The organism is Sorangium sp. So ce295 (genome assembly GCF_051527405.1).
Classification (GTDB): domain Bacteria; phylum Myxococcota_A; class Polyangia; order Polyangiales; family Polyangiaceae; genus Sorangium; species Sorangium cellulosum_B.
The window spans coordinates 6,934,025-6,955,408 of the sequence record NZ_CP150324.1 but is presented as its reverse complement, the minus strand read 5'-3'; the positions used below and the strand labels follow the sequence as shown (position 1 = coordinate 6,955,408).

The following is a 21,384-nucleotide window of genomic DNA, read 5'->3' as shown; positions in this document are numbered from 1 at the left end:
CACGTGGCAAGCCGGTCATTAAAAAAGACGGTGGGGTCATCATAGCCTCCTGACCAAGCTCGGGTGACGAATCAGCTATTCCAGCGCAGTTACAATGCAAACATCAACCAGTGACTGTCTTGTTCATCTGAAAATCGAGAATCCATGCATCGAAGAGATCTCGTTCAGTCCACCGCCTGCGGAGGCCGCGTTCACTCACGGCCCGCGCGGCTCACTTGAGCGACTGGAAGAAGCGCCAGGCTCGCCCGCCCGCGCCGGACGGTACGTTGTGACCGCCGGAGTGCGTGCAGTACACGACCGGCTGGCCCTCCTTGCAGCCCTGGTACTCGACGCACGCGTCGCCGAAGCTCGACCGCATCGTGGTCGCCTGGCAGCCGTTCCGGCCGCGCCAGAAGTCTCGGGTCGCCTGTCCCAGCTGGGGGGACACGGTGGTGTCGGAGTCGCCTTGCGTTTGAATGAGCGCGTGCGCGGCGCTGGCGTCGCTGCACGTGGGCTGGGAGCCGTTGGGGCCCCATCCAGCGACCGGGGCGAGGCCGCGGAACACGGAGGCGCGCTCGCAGCCGAGCGTGTTCGTCATGAAACCACCTTGGCTGAACCCGACCGCGAAGACGCGCTTCGTATCCACGCAGTAGTTCGTCTTGGCATGCTCCACCATGGCATCGAAGAACGCCAGGTCGGCCGTCATGCGCGCCTGATTGGCGTTCGGCGGCGGACCGCCCCAGTTGGAGTCTGCAGTGCCCCACTGCGACTCGGTGCTCGGAGGCCTGGATTGCCCGTTCGCCGGCAAGCCCTGCGGGTAGATGAGCAGCGCCTGGTTGTTGGTCTCCTGGATGAGCTGGAATCCGCTGTTGTCGTGCGCGGCCCACACGTTGTTCATGTTCAGGCCGTGGATACCGAAGACCAGCGGCAGCGGCTTGCTCGGATCGTAGTTCTCCGGCACGTGAATCAGGTAGTAGCGCGTCACCCCACCGATCATCAGCGTCTGCTGCGTGCGAGGGTTGGGGCGCGTCACGGCCTTGCCGCAGCCCATCGAGCCGCCGTTGCCAGGGTCCATCGTTCCGCCGTCGCCGGAGCCCGTCGAGCCGCCGTCGCCGGAGCCCGTCGAGCCGCCGTCGCCGGAGCCCGTCGAGCCGCCGTCGCCGGCGCCCGTCGAACCGCCGTCGCCGGCGCCCGTCGAGCCGCCGTCGCCGGAGCCCGTCGAGCCGCCGTCGCCGGCGCCCGTCGAACCGCCGGCGCCGGCCGAGTTGCCGCCCGTGCCGGCCGAACTGCTCGTGCTCGCGGCCGTGCCCGCGCCGCCGCTGGACGTTCCGCCCGACGTCGCTCCCGAGGTGGAACCGCCGCTCGTGGATGCGCCAGAGGAGCCGCTAGCGCCGGGGTCGACGGGATCCGCCTCCGAGCCGCATGCGGCCAGCCCCGCCGCCAGGCCCACGGTGAAAAGAACGTTCAGTCCGAACACAGATCGACTCATAAGGACACCATCTCGCTCGCTTCTGCTCGCCGGGGGCTCGGGCGATGGCGGGTCGTCCGCCGCGCCCCCCGGCTGGTCGATGCACGCGTCATGCACCGGGCGCCGCCGGGCCAATCATGGCTCTCAGTAGGTCGAGAACAGGCTCCAGAGGAACTTGGGCGCGAACGCGGGCCAGCCATGATTGGTGTTGTTGTAGTTCGGGTCTCCGTGCTGGCACCAGTAGACCGGATAGTCCTCGTCACAGCCCTGAGCCAGGACGCAGTTCGAGCGATCGTCCGTGTACCCATCGACCGGCGTCGTGCTCGCCTCGCAGTGGTTCAGCTTGGTATAGAAGTCGCGCGTCTTCGGGCCGTTGTCCGTTCCGACCACAGAGTCGCGCTTTCCGTGGATGACGACCGCCGTGACCTGCCCGGTACACTTCCGGGTGTCGGCGTTGAGCGGGTACTGCTGTACGTTCTTGGTGGCGCACGGGCCCACAGCGCGCAGCTTGTCCGCGTGCTCGCAGCCGAGGATGCTCGAGAAGTCGCCGCCCGAGCTCTCGCCCGCCGCGAACACGCGAGCCTTGTCGATGCACAAGTTGCCGGTGATCTGATCGTAGAACGGCTGAAAGAAGGAGACGTCGTTCGCCCCCCAGCCGGAGCTGGAGTTGGCCGGGTGCGGGTAGACGCGGATCCAGGCTTCCTTGGGGCCGGTCACCTCGAAGCCCGCGTTCTGCTCTGCCCAGCTGATCGGGTTGCCGGTCGGGTTGAACATGATCATCACCGGATACGGCTTGCTGGCGTCGTAGTTGGTCGGCAGCTTCACGTAGTACTGGTGACCCGATACGGTGAGCGGGCTCTGCGCGCTGCCCGTCTGCGGGTTGGCCTTGCCGCAACCCGTGCTCGGCTCCGGGGGGGCCTTGCCTCCCATCGATCCGCCCTCACCGCCCGCTCCCGGCGAACCGCCGCTTCCGCTCGTGCCTCCCTCACCGCCCGTTCCACCGGCGGTCGCGCCGCCGTTGCCGGTCGTGGTGCCGCCGCTGGTCGTGGCGCCGCCCGTCGTGGTGGTGGTGCTGCTGCTGGTGCTGCCTGAGACGGCGGCCCCGCCCGTCCCGGCGTGAGGGTCGTCGCCTGACGAGCTCGCGCCGTCATCGGCGCCACCTGCGCAAGCCGAGAGAGCGCAAGAGCCGGCCAGCGCCGCGAACAATGTGGCTCGAACGAGTGTAGATTGGTTCGTCATCCGAATACCCAGGCGCGATTTTTCCCTCACCAGCGGCGTTCCACGAGGAGGCGCGTCCGCAGCGTGAGGCCGTTTTCAGTTGATTGAAGGATCCGAGTCCGACGGCTGAGCTGGGATTCAGCGAGAGTTCGCGACTTTGATGTAAACAAGCCGTCTCGCTGGATTTTCGCTCGCCGCGCTTGCGGCAAGGTGTTCATTGTGATCGTTCACAAGATCGATGTCAACTCCTGTCGACGGGACCGCGGAGTTCCTCGAGCCTGAGGGAGGACAGGGCCGGCGTGGCTCCTCCGACGAAGCGGCGCGTCAAGCGGGGCACCGGGCCGCGCGTCACTAGATGGCCTGTACGACGAGGGTGCCAATGGCATCGTAACAGTCGCCCCGCAGCGCAACAGAGGCGTCGGCGGCGGACGTGCTCCGCCACGTCATCTCCGACCGGCCTGTGGGCGCTGTGTCGAGAGAAGGCCGGTCGATTCGAGCGCGGTGGTCGCCGTCGACCCGCACGGCGGTGAGGCGGCCGTGAGCCGCCATCTCCCCGATCGGGGCCATCGGACGGTGGGGCACCTCACCACGTCGCGCAACTGGCTCGAAGCCGACCAGCACACTCGGGATCAAGGAGACCCGCGGGCCGGTCAATTTTGTTTGACGCCCTGAATGTGATCGTTCACCGTGCGCCCTCGGGGGTCCTGCTGCTGACATCGTATTTGCGCAGGCACACGAGCCGCGATGCGCGAATCGGTGGTCCAGTGGAACGGCTCAAGGCATCGCGCCGGGAGCCGACGGACTCTGCGGGCGCCAGCAGCTTGCTCGTGACGCGAGCTTGATTGGTGTCAGTGCATTTTTCTGCGATACGTGAACAAGCCATCGAGTCGCGCGCCACGAGGCCTCGGAGAGCCACGATCGCTCGGCAGCGCGTCCAGAACGGGCTGATCTCGTCCCCGGAGTGAGCATGACGACACGTCGATTCCTTTCGTCACTGGCCTGCATCGGCTGCGCGCTGTCGCTCGCCGCTTGCGGGAGCGATGATGCCGGCAGCGGCGCGACCTCCACCGGCCAAGGTGGGGGCGGCGCCGGCGCGCCGGACGCCGCCTCCAGTGGCCCCGGTGGGGGCTCTCCTGGAAGCGCCTCGGCCAGCGCGGGAGGTCAAGCGGGCGCCGGCACGGGCGGCGAAGCGCCCAGCGGCGGGACGACGGCGGCCGGCGGCGAAGGCGGCGCCGCAGGGGTGGGGGGGGCGGGCGGGGCGGGCGGCTCGGACGAATTCGGGCCGGTGACCATCTCGTTCGGGACAACGCTCGATCCGCGCACCCAGGTGCTCGAGGCGCGGGCGCTCGCCGAGTCCGTCGCCGATCCCGGCTCTCCGCAGTGGCGGACCAAAGGGGACCAGCGCAGGACGTATCGCTTTCCAGAAGCGGGCGCCGACGTTCCTTACCGCGTCTGCGTCCCGAATGGCTGGGACGGCTCGTCGAAGCTGCCCCTCGTGATGTTCTTGCACGGCGCAGGGAACGACGAGAGCTCGTACCTGGATCAGAACAACAAGCAGATGGTGAATCTGGCCGACCAGCATGGCGTTCTCCTGGTCTCGCCGCTCGGCTACCAGGGCGCCTACGGCACCTTCCTGCGGCTGCCGGCCGTGTTCGGGCAACCCGAGGAGGCCGAGAAGCTCCTGGCCATGCGTACGCCCGAGCGAGAACGCGCCCAGGAGCTCAGCGAGAAGGACGTCATCAATGTCCTGGAGCTGGTGCTGCACGAGTACCCGATCGATCGCAGCGCGATGTTCCTCACCGGACACTCGATGGGGAGCGGCGGCACCTGGTACATCGGCGCGAAGTACGCCGACTACTGGACGGCTCTTGCGCCCATGTCCGGCCCCTTCGTCCAGGAGTCGGGCTATCCATGGGACCGGCTGCTCGACGTGCCCATCTTCGTGACGGAAGGGACCGGCGCCACGCCTTCCCTGACGGGCAGCCGGGCGCTGCGCGACTGGATGATGGCTGGCGGCTACACGATCACATACAAGGAAGTCGATGCGGACCATGCAGGCATGGTTCCGCTCGTGCTGCCCGACGTCTTCGACTTCTTCGACCGCTAGCTGCCTCCGCGCGCGTCGCGCGCCTTCACGTCGCGCGCCTTCACGTCGCGCGCCTTCACGTCGCGCGCCTTCACGTCGCGCGCCTTCACGTCGCTCAGCGTACGCAATGGCGCTCTCAGCATGCGTGTTGCCGGCGGAAAGTTCCAGTCCTCACGGTCCCTCGGCCATGCCAGCGTCCTCAGCTCGGGCCGGAGGGACCATGTGGGTGGGTCGATTGGGTTTGACATCGATCTTGTGATCGTTCACATTGCTTCGGAGCGGTATCCTCTTGCTTCGTCTTGGGTGGGTCGTCACGCGGACCGAGACCTTCGTCCTTCAATGGATGTCGGCGCCGGCACCGCTCGCTCGGCGGTGCGCGCCGCGGGCGGCGGGTCGGCCCCCCGCAGGCCGTCGGGCCGACCTCTCGAGACCGCGCTCTCTCTCGTGATCGTGTTCGTTTGCGAGCTCACGAGTTCCGATCGTGTTTGAATCGTCCAGTGTTGAACGGCTGCGGGTCCCATGCAACAGGCAAGATCGACGCCGCGCTCGATGACGGAGTGAACACAACGGCCTCTGTTGGATGGTCGTCGCGTTGAGAGCCACGCTGAACTGGCCGCCCGGTCGCCAGCGCTTCACCAGGAGAGAGAGACGATGACCCCACCGTCTATTTCGATGATCCTCCTGCCACGCTGGAGGCGCGCGCTGGGCGCGCCGCTCTGCGCTGCGGCGCTCCTGCTCGCGGGGTGCACGGGCTCTCTGGGCGCCCACGACCACGACGAGGGCGACGGCCCCTTGCCGGGCGGCGCGGCGGCGCCGCAGGTCGCCGAGCGCAGCATGTTCCCGCGGCTGAGCCACGCGCAGTGGGAGAACACGGTGCGCGATCTCCTGCGCCTCGACGACAGGCCCGGCCTCTCGGCGTCCTTCACGAGCGATCCGCTCGGCGGGGTGTTCGACAACAACGAAGCCGCGCTCCTGGTGACGCCGGGCCTCTGGAGCGATTACCAGCGCGCCGCCGAGGAGCTCGCGGCGATGGTGACCGCCGACGAGGACAAGCTCGGCCGGCTCGTGCCCGCCGACCTGCCGGTCGAGCCGGAGGCGCGTGCGCAGGCGTTCATCGAGCGGTTCGGCGAGCGGGCGTTCCGGCGCCCGCTCACGGTCGAGGAGCGGGACACGTATGTCGCGCTGTTCCGTCGCGGCGAGGCGCTCTTCGAGGGCGAGGAGCCGTTCGCGGCCGGCGTGCGCGCGGCGCTCGAGGCGTTTCTACAGTCACCCCATTTCGTCTACCGGGTCGAGCGCGGCGCCGGGCCGGCGAAGGGCGGGCTCATCCCGCTGAGCGGCCACGAGATCGCGGCCAAGCTCTCGTACCTCTTCTGGAACTCGATGCCGTCCGACGCGCTCCTCGAGGCGGCGAAGGCGGGCGAGCTCTCGACCCCCGAGGCCGTCCGGGCCTACACCGAGGGGATGCTCGAGGATCCGCGCGCCCGCGAGATCGTCCGCGCGTTCCACCGGCAACTCTACGACTACGAGCAGTACCACGACCTCAACAAGGACCAGGCGCTCTACCCCGAGTTCGTCCCCGAGATGGGCGACGACATGCAGCGCGAGGCGGAGCTCTTCGTGGATCATGTCGTCTTCGAAAGGGAGGGGGGCCTCACCGAGCTGCTCACCTCGCGCACCGCGTTCGTGAACGACCACCTCGCGGCGGTCTACGGCGTCGAGGGCGACTTCTCGGACGAGTTCGCGCAGGTGGAGCTCGACGAGGCCGAGCGCTCGGGGCTGCTCACGCGCCTCGGCTTCCTCGCGGCGAAGGCGACGGCGCGGCAGCCCGACTCGATCCACCGCGGCGTCTTCGTGAACCTCAGGATCCTCTGCGCCGCGCTGCCGCCGCCGCCCGACGACGCGACCTCGCTGCCGCCGGGCGAGCAGGCGACCAACCGCGAGCGCGTCGAGGCGCACACGGGCAAGGGGACGTGCGGCGCGTCGTGCCATGGGGCGCTCATCAACCCCGCCGGGTTCGCCTTCGAGCATTACGACGCGATCGGCAAGTACCGCACGACCGACAACGGGATGCCGGTCAACTCCGCCGACGCCTACACGCTCGGCGGCCAGTCGCGGGAGTACGCGGATGCCATCGAGTTCAGCCGGCTGCTCGCCGAGAGCAGCGAGGCGCACGCGTGCTACGCGGAGCGGTGGATCGAGTTCGCTCACGGCCGCGACGCGGACGTGAAGGACAGGGCGTTCGTCAAGCAGCTCGGCGAGGCGTCGCGCGGCGGCTCCTCGACCAAGGAGCTCCTCCTCGAGATCGTCTCGTCCACTCCGTTCCTCGCTCGAGTCCCCGCGGAGGCGCCATGATCACCCGACGACGTGTGCTTCGAGGCCTGTTCGGCGTCACGGTCGCGCTCCCGTTCCTGGAGACCTTCGCCCCGCGGCGCGCCTCGGCCGGCACGGGCGACGTGCCGCCCTTCGCGATCTTCATGCGCCAGGCGAACGGCGTGGCGCAGGCGGCCGGCGACGAGCCCGACATGTTCTGGCCCAGCGAGACAGGCGCGCTGACCGCCGCGTCGATGGAGCGGGACAGCGACCGCGCGGTCAGCGAGCTCAAGGACTACGCGAGCAAGCTCATCATGCTGCGCGGCGTGGATTTCGCGTTCAAGGCCAATGGGTGCGGCCACTCCGGCGGTGGCAACCAGTGCCTCACGGCCGCGCGCGTGTCGGACCAGCCGGCGGGCAACGAGTCGCTCGCGATGGGCGAGTCGATCGACAACCGCATCGCGACCGAGCTCAACCCGGCGGGCGTCGAGCCGCTGACGCTCTACGCGGGCAGGATGTCCGGCTACATCAACGAGGTGCTCTCGTACCGCGGGCCGAAGCAGCTGCGCGCAGCCGAGCGCAACCCGGCCAACGCGTACAAGAAGCTCTTCGGGCTCGCCGACGTGGACACCGAGGTCCAGCAGTCGCTCGTCGAGCGCCGCACCAGCGTCAACGACCTCGTGCGCGGGGAGATGAAGGCGCTCATGAGCCGGAAGGACATCAGCAAGAGCGATCGCGAGCGGCTGCAGCTCCACTTCGACAGCATCCGCGATCTCGAGGTCGCGCTCGCCTGCAAGCTCCCGGAGATGCAGGTCGCCGAGATGGAGGCGATCTCGCCGAACGTCGGCAAATCCGAGAACATCGAGGCCGTCACGCGGATGCAGATGGATATCATCGCGCTCGCGATGGCGTGCGGCGTCACGCGCGCGGCGACGCTCCAGGTGGGCGACGGCAACGACGGGACCGAGTACACGATCAACGGCGTCCGGCAGAAGAGCTACCACAAGATCTCCCACCGCATCGACAGCGACGGCACCTCGGGCCCGCCGATCGAGGGCGCTCAGGAGCTGCACCACCAGATCGACCGGATCCACGCGCGGCTCTTCAAGCACCTGCTCGACAGGCTCTCGTCGTACGAGCTCGGCTCGGGGACGCTCCTCGATCACGGCGTGGCCGTGTGGCTCAACGACAACGCCGACAAGTACCACGGGTTCCGGAAGGTCCCCTACATCCTCGCCGGCGGCGCCGCGGACTACCTGAAGACCGGCCAGTTCGTCGACGTCAAGATCACCAACAACAAGCTGCTCAACACGATCGGCGCGGCCGTAGGATGCACCAACAGCCAGGGAGGGCCGCTCGACGACTTCGGCGACGAGAGCCTCGAAGGCGGGCTCGTCGACTCGATCATCGCCTGAAGACATCGCCTGAAGACATCGCCTGAAGAAGCAAAGAATCCGGACTTTCGGAGCTCGAGCCGCTGGCTATAGGCTCGCCGCTCAAAGCATCGCCATCTTCAATCGCTCACTTTGCGGAAATTCAACATGAACAAGAACCGTTCTACTCGATGGCTGCGCGGTACGACGTTGATCGCGCTCGGGCTCGCGACTCTCTCTGCGTGCGGCGATGGGGGCGACGGCGGTGGCTCGGGCGGCTCGGGGGGAGCCGACAGCACCACCACGAGCGCCGGCACGACGGGCCCCGGCTCGACCAGCGCCGGCACGACGGGCCCCGGCTCGACCAGCGCCGGCACGACGGGCCCCGGCTCGACCAGCGCCGGCACGACGGGCCCCGGCGCGACCAGCTCCAGCAGCAGCGGCTCGAACGAGGGCGGCGGCGGTTCGGATGCCTCGAGCAGCACGAGCACGTCCGCCGGAGCCGGCGGCTCCGAGCCCACGGGGAAGTTCGTCGGCAACATCACGACGCGCGGCGCCGTGCGCGACGGCTTCGCGAATTACTGGAACCAGATCACGCCCGAGAACGAGGGGAAGTGGGGCGAGGTCGAGAAGAGCCGCGGGAACAAGGACTGGAGCAAGCTCGACAGGATCTACAAGTACGCGCAGGACAACAACATCATCTTCAAGCACCACGTCTTCGTGTGGGGCTCCCAGCAACCCGAATGGATACGGAACCTCCCCGGCAACGAGCAGCAGGCGGCCGTGCGGGACTGGATGAAGTCGTTCTGCGAGCGCTACCCCAAGACGAAGTACATCGACGTGGTCAACGAGCCGCCGCCCCACACCACGCCCTCGTACAAGAACGGCATCGGCGGTGACGGCGCCAGCGGCTGGGACTGGATCGTCAACTCCTTCAAATGGGCCCGCGAGTTCTGCCCGAACGCGGTCCTGATCCTCAATGACTACAACAACATCGAGTATCAGAACGACCACAACAACTTCATGAAGATCGCGCGGGCGGTGATCGCAGCGGGCGCCCCGGTCGACGCCATCGGCGCGCAGGCGCACGACGCGTACAAGATCAACACCAACACGGTCAAGGGCTTCGTCGACCAGCTCGCCTCGCTGGGCAAGCCTGTGTACATCACCGAGTACGACATCGGCGAGGCGAACGACAACAGGCAGAAGCAGATCATGGAGGAGCAGTTCACGATGTACTGGAACCACCCCTCGGTCCAGGGCATCACCCTGTGGGGCTACATCGTCGGCACCACCTGGCGGGACAACACCGGCATCCAGTATGATGACAACAGGATGCGGCCGGCCATGCAATGGCTGATGGACTTCCTGGATCGTCAGTGATTGATGTCACGCTGAAGAACAACGGCTGGGCGGCGCGAGTGCCGCCCGAGCCGGCCAAGGGCAGCGGCGCGCACAGCTGCGCTTCGTATGCGGGCTGCTCTATCGGGCACCCCACGCGCTGGTGTGCGTTGGACGGGGATCACACCCCCTCGCCGAAGGACAACGGCCAGCCGTCGATCCAGGATCCTCGCGAGGTCTGGGATTTCCTTACGCAGCTCTGAGCTGAGGGTCGAGCGGCGGCGCTCGGCGCGCTTCGTCGGAGGGTCGCCGGGCCGGGGAGCTCGAGCGTCGTCTGCCGCCGATGCTCACCTTCCGCGGAAGACGATCACCCCCAGCGCGCCCCGCGGGCTGTCTTCACGGCGAACCACCCGGCGGGATGCGCCGGAGCGCGGCGAGCCGAGCGACCCACGACATGGACAATGCCTGACCGAGTTTCAGGAGAGCAGCAAGGATTCAAGAATGGCGACGAGCACGAACTCCCTCCAACGTGAGCTCCTCGGGGCGGCGTTGTTGCTCTGTGGCGTGACCGCGTTTCCGTCGGTCTCCCTGGCAGACAACCCCGTCGTACAGACCATCTATACACCCGATCCCGCTCCCATGGTCCACGATGACACGGTATACCTCTATACCGGGCATGACGAGGACAGCGCCACGGACTGGTTCACGATGAACGAATGGAGGGTGTACTCCTCCAAGGACATGGTGAACTGGACGGATCACGGGTCGCCGCTGAAATTCAGCGATTTCAGCTGGGCAAAGGGAGACGCGTGGGCAGGCCAGGCCATCCACAGGAACGGGAAGTTCTACTATTACGTTCCTGTCACGAGCCGCTCACTGAACAGGATGACCATCGGCGTGGCCGTGTCGGACAGCCCCACCGGTCCGTTCAAAGACGCCCTGGGAAAGCCGTTGATCACGGCCGATTGCGGAGACATCGATCCGACGCCGTTCATCGACGACGACGGCCAGGCGTATCTGTACTGGGGAAACCCGAGCGTGTGCTACGTGAAGCTGAACCAGGACATGATCTCCTACCAGGGAGACGTCGTGCGCGTGCCCATGACGGCGGAGAGCTTCGGACAGCGCACCGGGAATGACGATGGTCGCCACAAGACCAAGTACGAAGAAGGTCCGTGGCTCTACAAGCGCGATGGGCTGTACTACCTGGTGTACGCGGGGGGCCCTATCTCCGAATACATCGCCTACTCGACGAGCACCAAACCCACCGGCCCGTGGACGTACCGGGGGGTCATCATGCCCACGGAGGGCAGCAGCTTCACCAACCACGCAGGAGTCATCGACTTCAAGGGGAGCTCCTACTTCTTCTATCACAACGGCGCCTTGCCGGGCGGTGGAGGTTATCACCGTTCGGCGGCCGTCGAGCGGTTCACGTTCAACGCCGACGGCACATTCCCGACGATCAAGATGACCAAGGAGGGCCCGCCCGGCGTCGGCAGCCTGAATCCGTATGTCATGACGGAGGCTGAGACCATCGCCTGGGGATCCGGGGTCGAGACCGAGGTATGCGGCGAGGGGGGAATGAATGTCGGGTCGATCGAGAACGGGGACTACATCAAGGTGAAGGGCGTCGATTTTGGCACCGGCGCGGTGTCCTTCGACGCGAGGGTGGCCTCGGCGACCAGCGGCGGCAGCATCGAGCTGCGCCTCGACAGCGCGACGGGCACGCTGGTGGGGACCTGCACGGTTCAGGGGACCGGCGGCTGGCAGACCTGGGCCACCACGTCCTGTGCGGTCGACGGTGCGACAGGGAACCACGATCTGTACCTGAAGTTCACCGGTGGGAGCGGTTTCCTCTTCAATGTCAACTGGTGGCGGTTCACTCCGCTCGACGCCCCGGATCCGACCGGCGCGGGGGGCGCTGGCGCGGGGGGCGCTGGCGCGGGGGGCGCTCCGGACGTGGGTGAAGGGGGAGCGGCGGGCAGCGGCGGGTCGGGCGAGGGTGCGAGCAGCAGCAGCGCAGCGACGACCGGCAGCGGAGCAACGGTGGGCAGCGGAGCGACCGCGGGGAGCGGCACGGGCGGCGCTGGCGGTGCCCCCGCTGACGGCGAAAGCGGCGACGAGGGCGGGTGCGCCTTCCGGGTCCAACCGGGGCCCAGCTCCCCCGCCGGCCCGCTCGCCGCCATGATCGCGCTGGGCGCGGTCGCCGCTCGGCGGCGTCGTGCCGGAGGAGCCGGGCGGAGCGGATCCGCCGCGAATTGACGGTCTGATGAAATCATTGGAGGTTTGATCATGTTCACGAGAGTCCGCGCAGGTCTGATGCTCGCCGCTGCCTCGCTGGCGCTCGCGGTCAGCTCGACCGCGGCAGCGAAGCCTTACAAGGGCGCAGAGCTTTACTCGGCCCAGAGCTATCTTCATGGCCGCATGGAGATGCGCATGCGCATGGTGCGCGGGAGCGGCATCCTGTCGACCTTCTTCACCTACAAGAACGGCTCAGAGATGTCCGGCGCGTTCTGGGAGGAGATCGACATCGAGGTCTTCGGGAAGAACAACGCCCGGAGCTGGCAGTCCAACATCATCACCGGGATGGGCACGCGGGTGACGTCGGAGGGGGTGCACGACGCGGGCGTCTCCCTCGCGGACGGCTATCACACCTACACGCTGGAGTGGACGCCGGACTACGTGTCCTGGAGCATCGACGGGCGAGAGATCAAGAGGTCGACGGGGGCGCAGGTGACCGCCCTGAAGAATGCCCAGTCTTTCCGCTTCAACACGTGGTCCTCGGAGGCCACCGAATGGGTCGGACCGTTCGACGATTCCGTCCTCCCGGCGCACCAGTTCGTCAACTGGATCAAGTATTATCGCTACAACAACGGGAACTTCGAGCTCGCGTGGCAGGACGACTTCAACTCCCTGGACAGCGCGCGATGGAGCAAAGCGGACTGGACGTTCGACGGGAACCGCGTGGACTTCGACCCGCAGAACGTGACGGTGAAGGACGGCACGCTTGTGCTGTCGCTGACCCGGGAGGGCCAGACCGGGTTCAACGGGAATGTGCCCCGCGATGAGGACACCGGGTCGGGCGCGGGCGGGGCGACGACCGCGGCCAGCACCTCCGCCACCGGCGCGGGCGGGGCGGAGACGGCGGCCAGCTCCTCTGGCAGCGGCCAGGGCGGGGCGGCGACGGCGGCCAGCTCCTCCGGCAGCGGCGAGGGTGGGGCGGCGACGGTGGCCAGCTCGTCCGGCAACGGCGTGGGCGCGGCAGGGACGGCGGCCAGCTCGTCGGGCAGCGGCGACGCATCGGGCGAGGGAGGTGGGGTCGGCGGAACCACGCCGGACGGGGAGTCCTCCGACGCAGGTGGCGGGTGCGCCGCCGCCGGAGCCAGCTCCACGGCGAGCTCGTGGGCCGCGGCGCTCGCCCTGGGGCTCTCCGCCCTGGCGATGCGGCGGCGCCGGCCCCGCGGCTGACCTGATCAGGATGCTCGGAGGCGCCGCGGGGCGGGGGAGGGTGCCCCCGCCGCCGCGGCCGTGACGAGGGCGGGCGCCGCTAGACCTTCTCCCAGCGCCTGCTCTCGGCGGAACGGAACAGCGCGTCGATGACCCGCATGTTGCCGACCGCGACCTCGATCGAGTTCTCGACCGGGCTGCCCGTGCGGATGGCGCGCGAGAACGCCTCGCTCTGCAGGTGGTACTGGTCGACGACGGGGAACGAGGTGACCTTGGCCGAGCTGCAGTTCAGCGTCGAGCCGTCATCGAGGAAGATCTTGCACGGCTGGTCGGCGGGGGCGTTGAACGGGATCTCGATCTCGATGCGGCCCTTGGTGCCGAGCGCGTTCACGCGCTGGTAGGCCACCGCCTGCGTGCTGCACGTGAACGTCAGGTGCGCGCCGCCGTAATCGAGCAAGCCCGAGGTCAACCGATCGGTGCCGAACTCGGGATCGCGCTCGACGAGCACCATCGCCCGCACGGGCTCGCGTCCGAACAGCAAGCGCGACGTGTTCACGGCGTAACAGCCGATGTCGTAGAGCGCGCCGCCCCCGACCTGTTCCCTGTTGCGGATGTTGGTCGCGTCGCGGTTGAAATACGAGAACGCGGCCTGGACGCTGACCAGCTCGCCGATCCGGCCGCTTCGCACCCAGTCCCTGGCCTGCTGCCACTGTGGGTGATAGCGGACCATGAACGCTTCGGCGATCAGCTTGCCCGTCTCGTGCTGGACGTCGGCAAGCGCCGCGGCGTCCTTGGCGCTGAGCGCGATCGGCTTCTCGCACAGGACGTGCTTGCCGGCGCGGGCCGCGCGCGCCGACCACTTCACGTGCAGGTGGTTGGGCAGCGGGATGTAGACGGCCTCGATCTCCGGATCGTCGAGCAGCTCATCGTAGCTTCCGTACGCCTTCGGGATCCCGAGCGACTCCGCGGCGGCGCGCGCCTTGTCGATGTCGCGCGACGCCAGCGCGGCGACCTGGGTCAGGGGCCCCCGCCTCATGCTGGGCAGGCTGACCTTCAATGCGAAGTTGCTTGCGCCGAGGACGCCCCAGCGCACAGGGGTGATGGATTCGCTCGCCTTCGGATCTTGCGCGGATGTGGACATGGACACCTTGCAACGCGCGACGCTGGTGGCCGACGGCGCGCCTGAGAACGCTCGACGTGAATCGACCCGACGGGTCAGGCCAGGCGCTGGAGCGAGAGCGCCCGCCCTGCGCGAGGAGCGGAGAGGGCGAGAGCAGGGCGCGGTGCCTCAGAAGGCGTCGTCACGGCGCTTCGCCTCGTGCTCCGCCTTGTACAGAACCGTTCTGATCCAGCCCCTGTATCGGACAGGCTCTCTGTCCTTTGTCGCCGCAGCTGAAATCCTTCCCTTCGGCGACCGATGCGGGGACGTCCGCCGTCCCGCCAGCGGCCCATGCTGCGCCCGCAAAGCCGCCCGCAAACCCGAAGGCAAAGCCAGTGCCGACGCTCATCATCACGGCACCCACCAGCTTCACGCTCATCCACATCCGATGTCTCCTGATCAGGGAAGGGGCAAGCTCAGCCGCATGATCGCAGCTCCGAGAAGAATTGTGATCGTTCACATGATGAGGGTCAATCAAAAATGACCGGTGCGCGGCCATCCTCCGGCCGCAATCGATGCGTGGCGGCGGCCGGCGACGCGCGGCGGCGGCCGGCCGCGGCGTCCGCGTGAGCTGTCACACGAGCTTGGCTTGTGCGAGATCGTAGGTTCCGGGGAGCCCGGAGGGGGCTCTTGCGCTGTTCCGGCTTGCCCTCGACCAGGACGCGCGCGGCTCTGGAGGACCCCACCAGCGTCGTCCTCCCCCCGGGCTCGAGGGGGGCCCTCGTGCCGGTCGATTGGCGTTGACTCCTGGGATGTGATCGTTCACATTGCGCTCAGGGGCCTCCTTTTGCTTTGCCCTCGGCGGCGTATCCTGCGCGCCGAGATCTCGTCTTCTTGATCGGTCCCGGTGCCGATTCGGTTCGCTCGGCCGTCGCTGAAGCGATTGCCGTTTGATGGTGTTTGGTGTCTCGCCAGAGGTGATTCACCAGAGGCCACGACAAGCCTTGCTGATTCGACGGTTGTCGTGAACCCCTAGGTGCTGTTCACTGGAATTTTTCTGGGTGTCCGGCGAAGCGGCCGGATGGCGGCTTCGGGTGCGGCGTGACCTATGTTGCGGCGGGCTCTGCTCAGCCTCTCCTCGGACGCAGCAGTGTCATCACACCGGCCGGGTCCGGTATCTGGTGCTCCAGGCTCCATCACGCCGGGCGAAATGGGCTCCGTGATGCGAGCGCCTGCTCTGTGGCATGGTCGCGAGATGTGGGTTCCCGCGCGTCGTCACCCCCCTTGCATTATCGGAGAGCAAGATGAAGAAGCCGTCATGGCACGAGCTCCGTTTCTCGAGAGAAGTCGCCGCCGTTTGCGCGCTCGCGTTCGCGGCCGCGTGCACGGGCGCGCTGGGTGATCCGACGGAGGGCCCTGGGGCATCCTCATCCGGGGGAGATGAGCCGCCGACGGGCTCGGACCCGCCGCAGTTCCAACCCGCGGCCGGGATGCTGCGCCGTCTGACGAGGACGCAGTTCCGCAACGCCGTGCGCGACATGCTGGGCGTCGAGGTCGATATCCATCAGCTCGACGCCGACAGCTGGAACGGGAACTTTGCGGTCATCGGCGCCGCGACCGTCGTGACCTCGGAGCGAGGCGTCGAGCAGTACCACGCGGCCATCGAGGGCGCCGTCGACGCGGTGTTCGCGGATCCCGCGAGGCGAGGCCAGTTCATCGGCTGCACGCCCAGCGGCGCGGAGAACGACGCTTGCGTGCGCGGCTTCATCGAGGCGCTGGGGCGTCGTGCGTGGCGCCGCCCGCTCGAGGCCGCCGAGGTCGACCGGCTCGCGGCCGTCGCCGCAAACGCCGCGACCCAGCTCGAGAGCGCCGTCGAGGGGGCCCGCTGGGCGACGGTGGCCCTCTTCACGTCTCCGAACTTCCTGTATCGCCCGGAGCTCGGCGCTCCGAGCGCCGACGGCTCGCTTCGCTTGACGGGCTACGAGATGGCGTCCCGGCTCGCGTTCCTTGTGTGGAACAGCCTGCCAGACGAGGAGCTGCTCGACCAGGCCGCGAGCGGGGGGCTCGCAACGGTGGAGGGGATCCGCGCCGCGGCGACGCGGCTGCTCGAGGCGCCTGCCGGGCGCGAGGCGGTCGGCGCCTTCGCCGAGGAGTACATGCGGCTCGATCGGCTCAGCACGCAGGCAAAAGACACGGGGCTCTTTCCGGAGTATAGCCCCGCGCTGCAGGCGGCGATGGTCCGCGACATGCGAGGCACCTGGGAGGTCCTCGCGTTCGACGATCGAACGAGCGCGCTCGACCTGTTCTCGACAACGAAGGTCGTCGTCAACAGCGAGCTCGCCGAGCTCTACGGTATCGACACGGCCGGGCTCGGCTCGGGCGCCTTCGAGGTCCGCTCGTTGCCCGCGGACGGCCCGCGCGTCGGCATCCTCAGCAAAGCGGGCTTCCTCTCGCAGTTCGCGAACCAGAAGGAGGGCTCTCCCACGTTGCGCGGCAAGTTCATGCGTGACGCCCTCATGTGCACGCCCATCCCGCCGCCCCCCGGCGACGTCGCCCTCGAGCTCCCGGAGCCGCCCGCGGACAGGCCCCTGACGAAGCGTCAGCGGCTCGAGATCCACCGGACCGAGCCCGCCTGCGCCGGCTGCCACTCGTACATGGACCCGCTGGGCCTGCCGCTGGAGACCTTCGACGCGATCGGCCGCTTCCGCACGACCGACCACGGTCTGCCGATCGACCCTAGCGGCGAGTTCGACGGGGTGCCGGTCGCCGACGCGCGCGCGCTCGGCGTGACCCTCAGCTCGGACGCATCGGTCGCGGAGTGCCTCGTCCGCAAGTACTACACGTATGCAGCGGGTCACGAGGAGAGAAAGGTGGACAAGCGCGTGCTCAACGCGCTGACCGCTTCGTTCGAAGGGTCGGGGTACAGGCTGCGCGAGCTGGTCCTCGACGTCGTGACCAACGACGCTTTCTCGTCCGTCGCCCCCCAACCCTGATCGCAGGTACCCCCAATGACGAACAAAGCTTTGAGCCGACGAACTGTTCTCCGGGGCATGCTGGCGACGGGCGCCGCCGTCACCATCCCGCTCCCCTTGCTGGAGATCATGCTGAACGAGAGCGGCACGGCGCACGCTCAGACGAAGACGCCGGTGTCGCCGCTCTACGTCACGTGGTTCTTCGGGAACGGCACGCTGCCCGGTCGCTGGAAGCCGACGCGCACGGGCTCCGGTCAGGCCTGGGAGCTCAGCCCGGAGCTCCAGCCGCTCGCGGATCTCAAGTCGTACCTCACGGTGATCAGCGGCCTCGAGAACAAGCTCGTGGTCTCCGGCGTCGAGCACCCCACCGGGTCGGCGGGGGCCACGACGGGCGCGCCGCTCAGCGGGAACGCCGTGCGGGCCCCGTCCATCGATCAGGTCGTCGCGAACGCCATCTCGGAGGGGGCGCCTTACCGCTCCCTCGAGGTGGGATTGACGCCGGCGACGCCGGGCGGCCCTCAGGACTCGTTGCACACGGTCTCGCACAGGGGGCCGAACGCGCGCAACAACCCGGAGTTCGATCCGAAGGCCGTGTTCAATCGATTGTTCATGAGCGGCTTGCCCGAGCCCAGCGACGACGGCGCGGAGCAGGCCAAGAAGCTCGCGAACGTGCGGAAGAGCGTGCTCGACTCCGTCCAGCAGGACGGCGCGAGCCTGAAGCAGCGGCTCGGGGCGGCCGACAGGCATCGTATCGAGGAGCACCTCGAGTCGATCCGGGCCATCGAGCAGCGCCTCGATACCATGTCGTCCGGCGGCGGTGCGACAGCAGCGTGCAAGAGCCCGACGGCGCCCGCCGTTGGCAAGGACTCGCAGAGCGAGGCGCCCCCTGCGGTGAACTCCGCCATGGTCGAGCTCTCGGCGCTTGCGCTCGCCTGCGAGAGGACCCGCGTGCTCTCGTTCATGTTCTCGCTGCCCGCCGCGCACGTCTACTATCGGCACCTGGCGCAGGACATGAACGACGACTTCCACGACACCATCTGCCACGGAGATGCCGGGGATCAATCGAGCCAGCCTCGCGTCGACAAGGGCGTGATCTACACGATGCGCTGCCTGAACGAGTTCTTGACGAAGCTCAAGAACACGCCGCACGGCAGCTCGAACCTGCTCGACAGCTCGCTCGTGTACGTCACGTCCGACACCGCGTGGGGCAAGGTGCACACGAGGACGGAATGGCCGGTGCTCTTCGCCGGGAAAGCCGGAGGGCGGCTGCGCGGCGACGAGCACCGCAACTTCCCCGGCGACAACCTGAGCAAGGCGCTCCTGACGGTCGCCCAGGTCATGGGCGTGAACGTGACGGAGTTCGGTATCGACGCGGGGCGGGTCACGGCGCCGCTCGCGGGCATCCAGGTCTGAGCGCGGCGCCGCCGCGTCTGGAAGAGGCGCTCGGCAGGCGCTCGCCGCCTGCCGGCGCCGCCCATCGTCCCCGGCTCCAAGACAACCCACCTCGCGAGCGTGCCGGAGGGCTCGCTGGACGTGCCGTTCGTCAAAGGCGAGTGAGGCTCACCGGCACGGGAAGTCGTCGAAGCGGCCGCAAACGGACAGGTCGGTGCGGCCAGCGCCCACGGATAGATCCCACGCGATCGCCGAAGGCGTCCCGACGTAGGGCTCGATCGTGAGCGTGCCGGTGACGAGATCGGGCTGCACGCCCCTGGCGGCCAGCGCCACGCCGTGCGGCGTCTCGACACCGAGCGTGAACGTTCCCGGCTGCCCGTCCCACCTCACGATCCCGAACACGAGCACATCGTCCAAGACGTCGGCCGCGGGCACACAGCCGGAACCCCTCGGCGACATCTCCACGAGGAGCGTCGAGCCGGCGGGCTCGCAATCGATGTGGCTGTAGACCCGATCGGGCGGCACCGTCCAACCGGGTGAGGAGGACGAACTGCTTGTGTCGCTGCCTCCGGCCCCTGGAGCAGACGTTCCGCCGTCGCCGCCGCCGCCAGCGTCGCCGCCGCCGCCGCCGCTCGTGCCATGGCCGTCCTCGCGAACGACGACGGTGCTGTCACAGGCGCTCGCGAAGAGGAGCGCACCCAGGAGGACCACCCGCATCATGCGGTGCCATGTTAGCACGCGCGAAGGATCCCAGCGAGGGTCGCCTCGCAGGCTATGGGGTGAAGGCGGCGATTTTCTCGGGACTCCGACGTGAACAGTGTTCTACAGCGGTTTCCGCCACCTCAGCACCATGGCGATCAGAGCGGCGGTCTCCCGCACAGGAGACGGGCCCAGATCGGCGTTTTCGGCGCGCAAGCGCACTCCTGTGCGCTGAGCACCGAAAACGTCGAGGTGGGCCCGTATCCGAAGCGGGTGACCGCCGCTCTAGCGGACCGCCTTCAGCAGGCCGAGGCGGTACGGGAGCTGCGAGTATTCGCCGCCCGAGCTCGGGTTGCGTCCTTGATACAGGAACTGCAGATTGCAGGTGTCGATCGTCGCGGTCTCGTCGTTGCCATCGCGCACCAGCTCGCCATGGCTCACGTCGTCGCTCCAGTCAGCCACGCCTGACGCGTAAGTGACGTTGTTTTGACCTGCGAAGGGCGCGTTCCAGGTATGCGCGAGCGGGGTCCACGCGCCGTCGAGGCGATCCGCGGTGAACGAGCGATAGAACCTGGCGCCCGTCGGGCCGATGGCCTCGATCAGCGTCAGATACTTGTTCATGCCCTTGATCTTGTACGTGGAGCTCCCCTCGAACAGATTGTTACGATTCGAGTCCTGAAGGGCGATCGAGACCGGGCCGAACCCGTTCGGGAAGTTCTGCACAGTGGTCTGGCTGCGGTACATCCGGCCGTCGTCGCCGGTGAAGAAGAGGTAACAGTTGGCGCTGTCGCAGATCACCCAGTAATCGATGGGCAGGCTGGGCATGCCGGCGGGCGTGGACGCGAAGAAGTTCTGGGGCCTGGTCCAGGTGTCCGGGCGGCTCGGGTCGCTGGTCGTGGAGAACTGCGGCGGCTGCGATTGATAGATGAGGTACCACTTGTTCTGAGGCCTGAAGAAGAACATCTGCGGCGCGCACCGATAGCCGCTGAAGCCAGGCGTGCGATCCATGTAGTAATGCGATGCGGACGCGGCCTGGGACCAGTCGGTGAAGTTCAGGTACGTCATCTGCCAGTTGCCGGCGGTGTTCGCCGTGGTGGCGTAGATGTGCCAGCGATCGTTGAAGAAGGAGACCGTCGGATCCTTGATGGACACGATGTTGTGAGTCGCGTCGGACTTCGGGCTCACCAGCGCGCTGCTCGACTGCCAGCGGAAGGTGGTGGGCAAGCCGCAACCTTCGCCGCCCCCGCTGCCGCCGGCGCCCCCGGTGCCGCCGGTGCCGCCGGTGCCCCCGCTGCCGCCGGTGCCGCCGGTGCCGCCGGTGCCGGTGCCCGAGCTCACGGGGGTGATCCGGAATTGCTGGTTGGTGCCGCCGTTCGATGCCCATTGAATCACGGCGGTGCCGTCCGCGGTGCCGCGGGCGTAGACGTCCAGGGACTTGCCGCTGTTGCGTGCGGTGAGGCGCACGACGCCGCTGGCGACGTCCGTGAAGGACCACTGCTGGTTCTCCCCGCTCCAGCAGGAGTATTGCTGGATGCGGGCGCCGTCGCTGGTGGAGGCGCCGGCGACGTCCATGCAACGGTTGCTGTTGACGTTGCGGATGCGGTAGTAGCCGCCGCCCGCCGATTCCATGCGGAACTGTTGCCGCGTCGAGCCGTTGCAGCTGGCGATCTGCATGGCCGCCGCGTCAGCGGTGCTGCCTCCAGCCACCTCGACGCACTTTCCGCTCTGGACACCGGTGATCGTGTAGGTCGCCGCGGTGTCGATGGTGACGCTCTCGGCGAGCTCGTCGAGCTCGGGGCCGTCTTCATCGAGCTGCTCGGCGGAGACGCACGCGGCCGTGGCGGCCAGCGTCGCGAGCAGCGCCCATCGTCTGAATCGGATTCTCATCATGATCCCCTCTGTTCAAAGGCATAGGAAGCGGGAAGTAAGACACACGAAAACGCGCCCGGGATCGGCTGCGCAAGCGCGGGCCTCGCGGGTCGACTCCGTCGACCTGCGAT

16 protein-coding genes are annotated in these 21,384 nt (G+C 68.0%); 10 read left to right on the top strand and 6 right to left on the bottom strand.

Translation table 11 applies throughout. The annotated features are described in order from the left end of the window. Positions 1 to 211: 211 nt before the first annotated feature. The gene (locus WMF11_RS26300) at positions 212 to 1,456 is read right to left on the bottom strand and encodes an alpha/beta hydrolase family esterase (RefSeq protein WP_437972657.1); all 1,245 of its coding nucleotides are present in this window, start codon (positions 1,454 to 1,456) and stop codon (positions 212 to 214) included. A gap of 135 nt (positions 1,457 to 1,591) precedes the next feature. Then, complete coding sequence (locus WMF11_RS26295) at positions 1,592 to 2,377, bottom strand: alpha/beta hydrolase family esterase (RefSeq protein WP_437902060.1); 786 nt, start codon at positions 2,375 to 2,377, stop codon at positions 1,592 to 1,594. 46 nt (positions 2,378 to 2,423) lie between these two features. On the opposite strand from WMF11_RS26295, the gene WMF11_RS26290 reads away from it, so the two are divergent. From WMF11_RS26290 to WMF11_RS26255, 8 genes are all read left to right on the top strand, one after another. Then, the gene (locus WMF11_RS26290) at positions 2,424 to 2,567 is read left to right on the top strand and encodes a hypothetical protein (RefSeq protein WP_437540660.1); all 144 of its coding nucleotides are present in this window, start codon (positions 2,424 to 2,426) and stop codon (positions 2,565 to 2,567) included. A gap of 1,065 nt (positions 2,568 to 3,632) precedes the next feature. After that, a complete protein-coding gene (locus WMF11_RS26285) occupies positions 3,633 to 4,772 on the top strand; it encodes a hypothetical protein (RefSeq protein WP_437972656.1) in 1,140 nt (379 codons plus the stop codon). Between the two features lie 630 nt (positions 4,773 to 5,402). Further along, positions 5,403 to 7,103, top strand: a complete 1,701-nt coding sequence (locus WMF11_RS26280; protein WP_437540656.1) for a DUF1592 domain-containing protein — start codon at positions 5,403 to 5,405, stop codon at positions 7,101 to 7,103. Next, positions 7,100 to 8,476 (top strand): DUF1552 domain-containing protein, encoded by a 1,377-nt coding sequence (locus tag WMF11_RS26275; protein WP_437902058.1) that lies wholly within the window; start codon positions 7,100 to 7,102, stop codon positions 8,474 to 8,476. Before WMF11_RS26280 ends, WMF11_RS26275 begins: the two co-directional genes overlap by 4 nt. Before the next feature lie 126 nt (positions 8,477 to 8,602). Then, positions 8,603 to 9,817, top strand: coding sequence for an endo-1,4-beta-xylanase (locus WMF11_RS26270; RefSeq protein ID WP_437902057.1), 1,215 nt, complete (start codon positions 8,603 to 8,605; stop codon positions 9,815 to 9,817). Further along, positions 9,814 to 10,038, top strand: a complete 225-nt coding sequence (locus WMF11_RS26265) for a hypothetical protein (protein WP_437902056.1) — start codon at positions 9,814 to 9,816, stop codon at positions 10,036 to 10,038. The genes WMF11_RS26270 and WMF11_RS26265 overlap by 4 nt, the downstream gene beginning before the upstream one ends. Positions 10,039 to 10,276: 238 nt before the next feature. Further along, on the top strand, positions 10,277 to 12,037 hold the full coding sequence (locus tag WMF11_RS26260; RefSeq protein ID WP_437972655.1) for a glycoside hydrolase family 43 protein: 1,761 nt from the start codon (positions 10,277 to 10,279) through the stop codon (positions 12,035 to 12,037). Positions 12,038 to 12,067: 30 nt separating this feature from the next. Beyond that, entirely contained in the window at positions 12,068 to 13,243 is a 1,176-nt protein-coding gene (locus WMF11_RS26255; protein WP_437972654.1) for a family 16 glycosylhydrolase, read from the top strand. A 79-nt stretch (positions 13,244 to 13,322) separates the two neighbouring features. Here the strand turns inward: WMF11_RS26255 and WMF11_RS26250 are convergent, their stop codons facing one another. Further along, positions 13,323 to 14,363 (bottom strand): Gfo/Idh/MocA family protein, encoded by a 1,041-nt coding sequence (locus tag WMF11_RS26250; protein WP_437540644.1) that lies wholly within the window; start codon positions 14,361 to 14,363, stop codon positions 13,323 to 13,325. A gap of 160 nt (positions 14,364 to 14,523) precedes the next feature. Continuing rightward, positions 14,524 to 14,760, bottom strand: a complete 237-nt coding sequence (locus WMF11_RS26245) for a hypothetical protein (protein WP_437902052.1) — start codon at positions 14,758 to 14,760, stop codon at positions 14,524 to 14,526. 865 nt (positions 14,761 to 15,625) lie between these two features. On the opposite strand from WMF11_RS26245, the gene WMF11_RS26240 reads away from it, so the two are divergent. Together WMF11_RS26240 and WMF11_RS26235 are read left to right on the top strand one after the other, a co-directional pair. Next, on the top strand, positions 15,626 to 17,314 hold the full coding sequence (locus WMF11_RS26240; protein ID WP_437972653.1) for a DUF1592 domain-containing protein: 1,689 nt from the start codon (positions 15,626 to 15,628) through the stop codon (positions 17,312 to 17,314). 15 nt (positions 17,315 to 17,329) lie between these two features. Continuing rightward, complete coding sequence (locus WMF11_RS26235) at positions 17,330 to 18,706, top strand: DUF1552 domain-containing protein (RefSeq protein ID WP_437972652.1); 1,377 nt, start codon at positions 17,330 to 17,332, stop codon at positions 18,704 to 18,706. Positions 18,707 to 18,853: 147 nt separating this feature from the next. On the opposite strand, the gene WMF11_RS26230 is transcribed toward WMF11_RS26235, so the two are convergent. Next, the gene (locus WMF11_RS26230; RefSeq protein WP_437972651.1) at positions 18,854 to 19,405 is read right to left on the bottom strand and encodes a hypothetical protein; all 552 of its coding nucleotides are present in this window, start codon (positions 19,403 to 19,405) and stop codon (positions 18,854 to 18,856) included. 264 nt (positions 19,406 to 19,669) lie between these two features. Beyond that, positions 19,670 to 21,274, bottom strand: coding sequence for a non-reducing end alpha-L-arabinofuranosidase family hydrolase (locus tag WMF11_RS26225; protein ID WP_437972650.1), 1,605 nt, complete (start codon positions 21,272 to 21,274; stop codon positions 19,670 to 19,672). Positions 21,275 to 21,384: the final 110 nt, after the last annotated feature.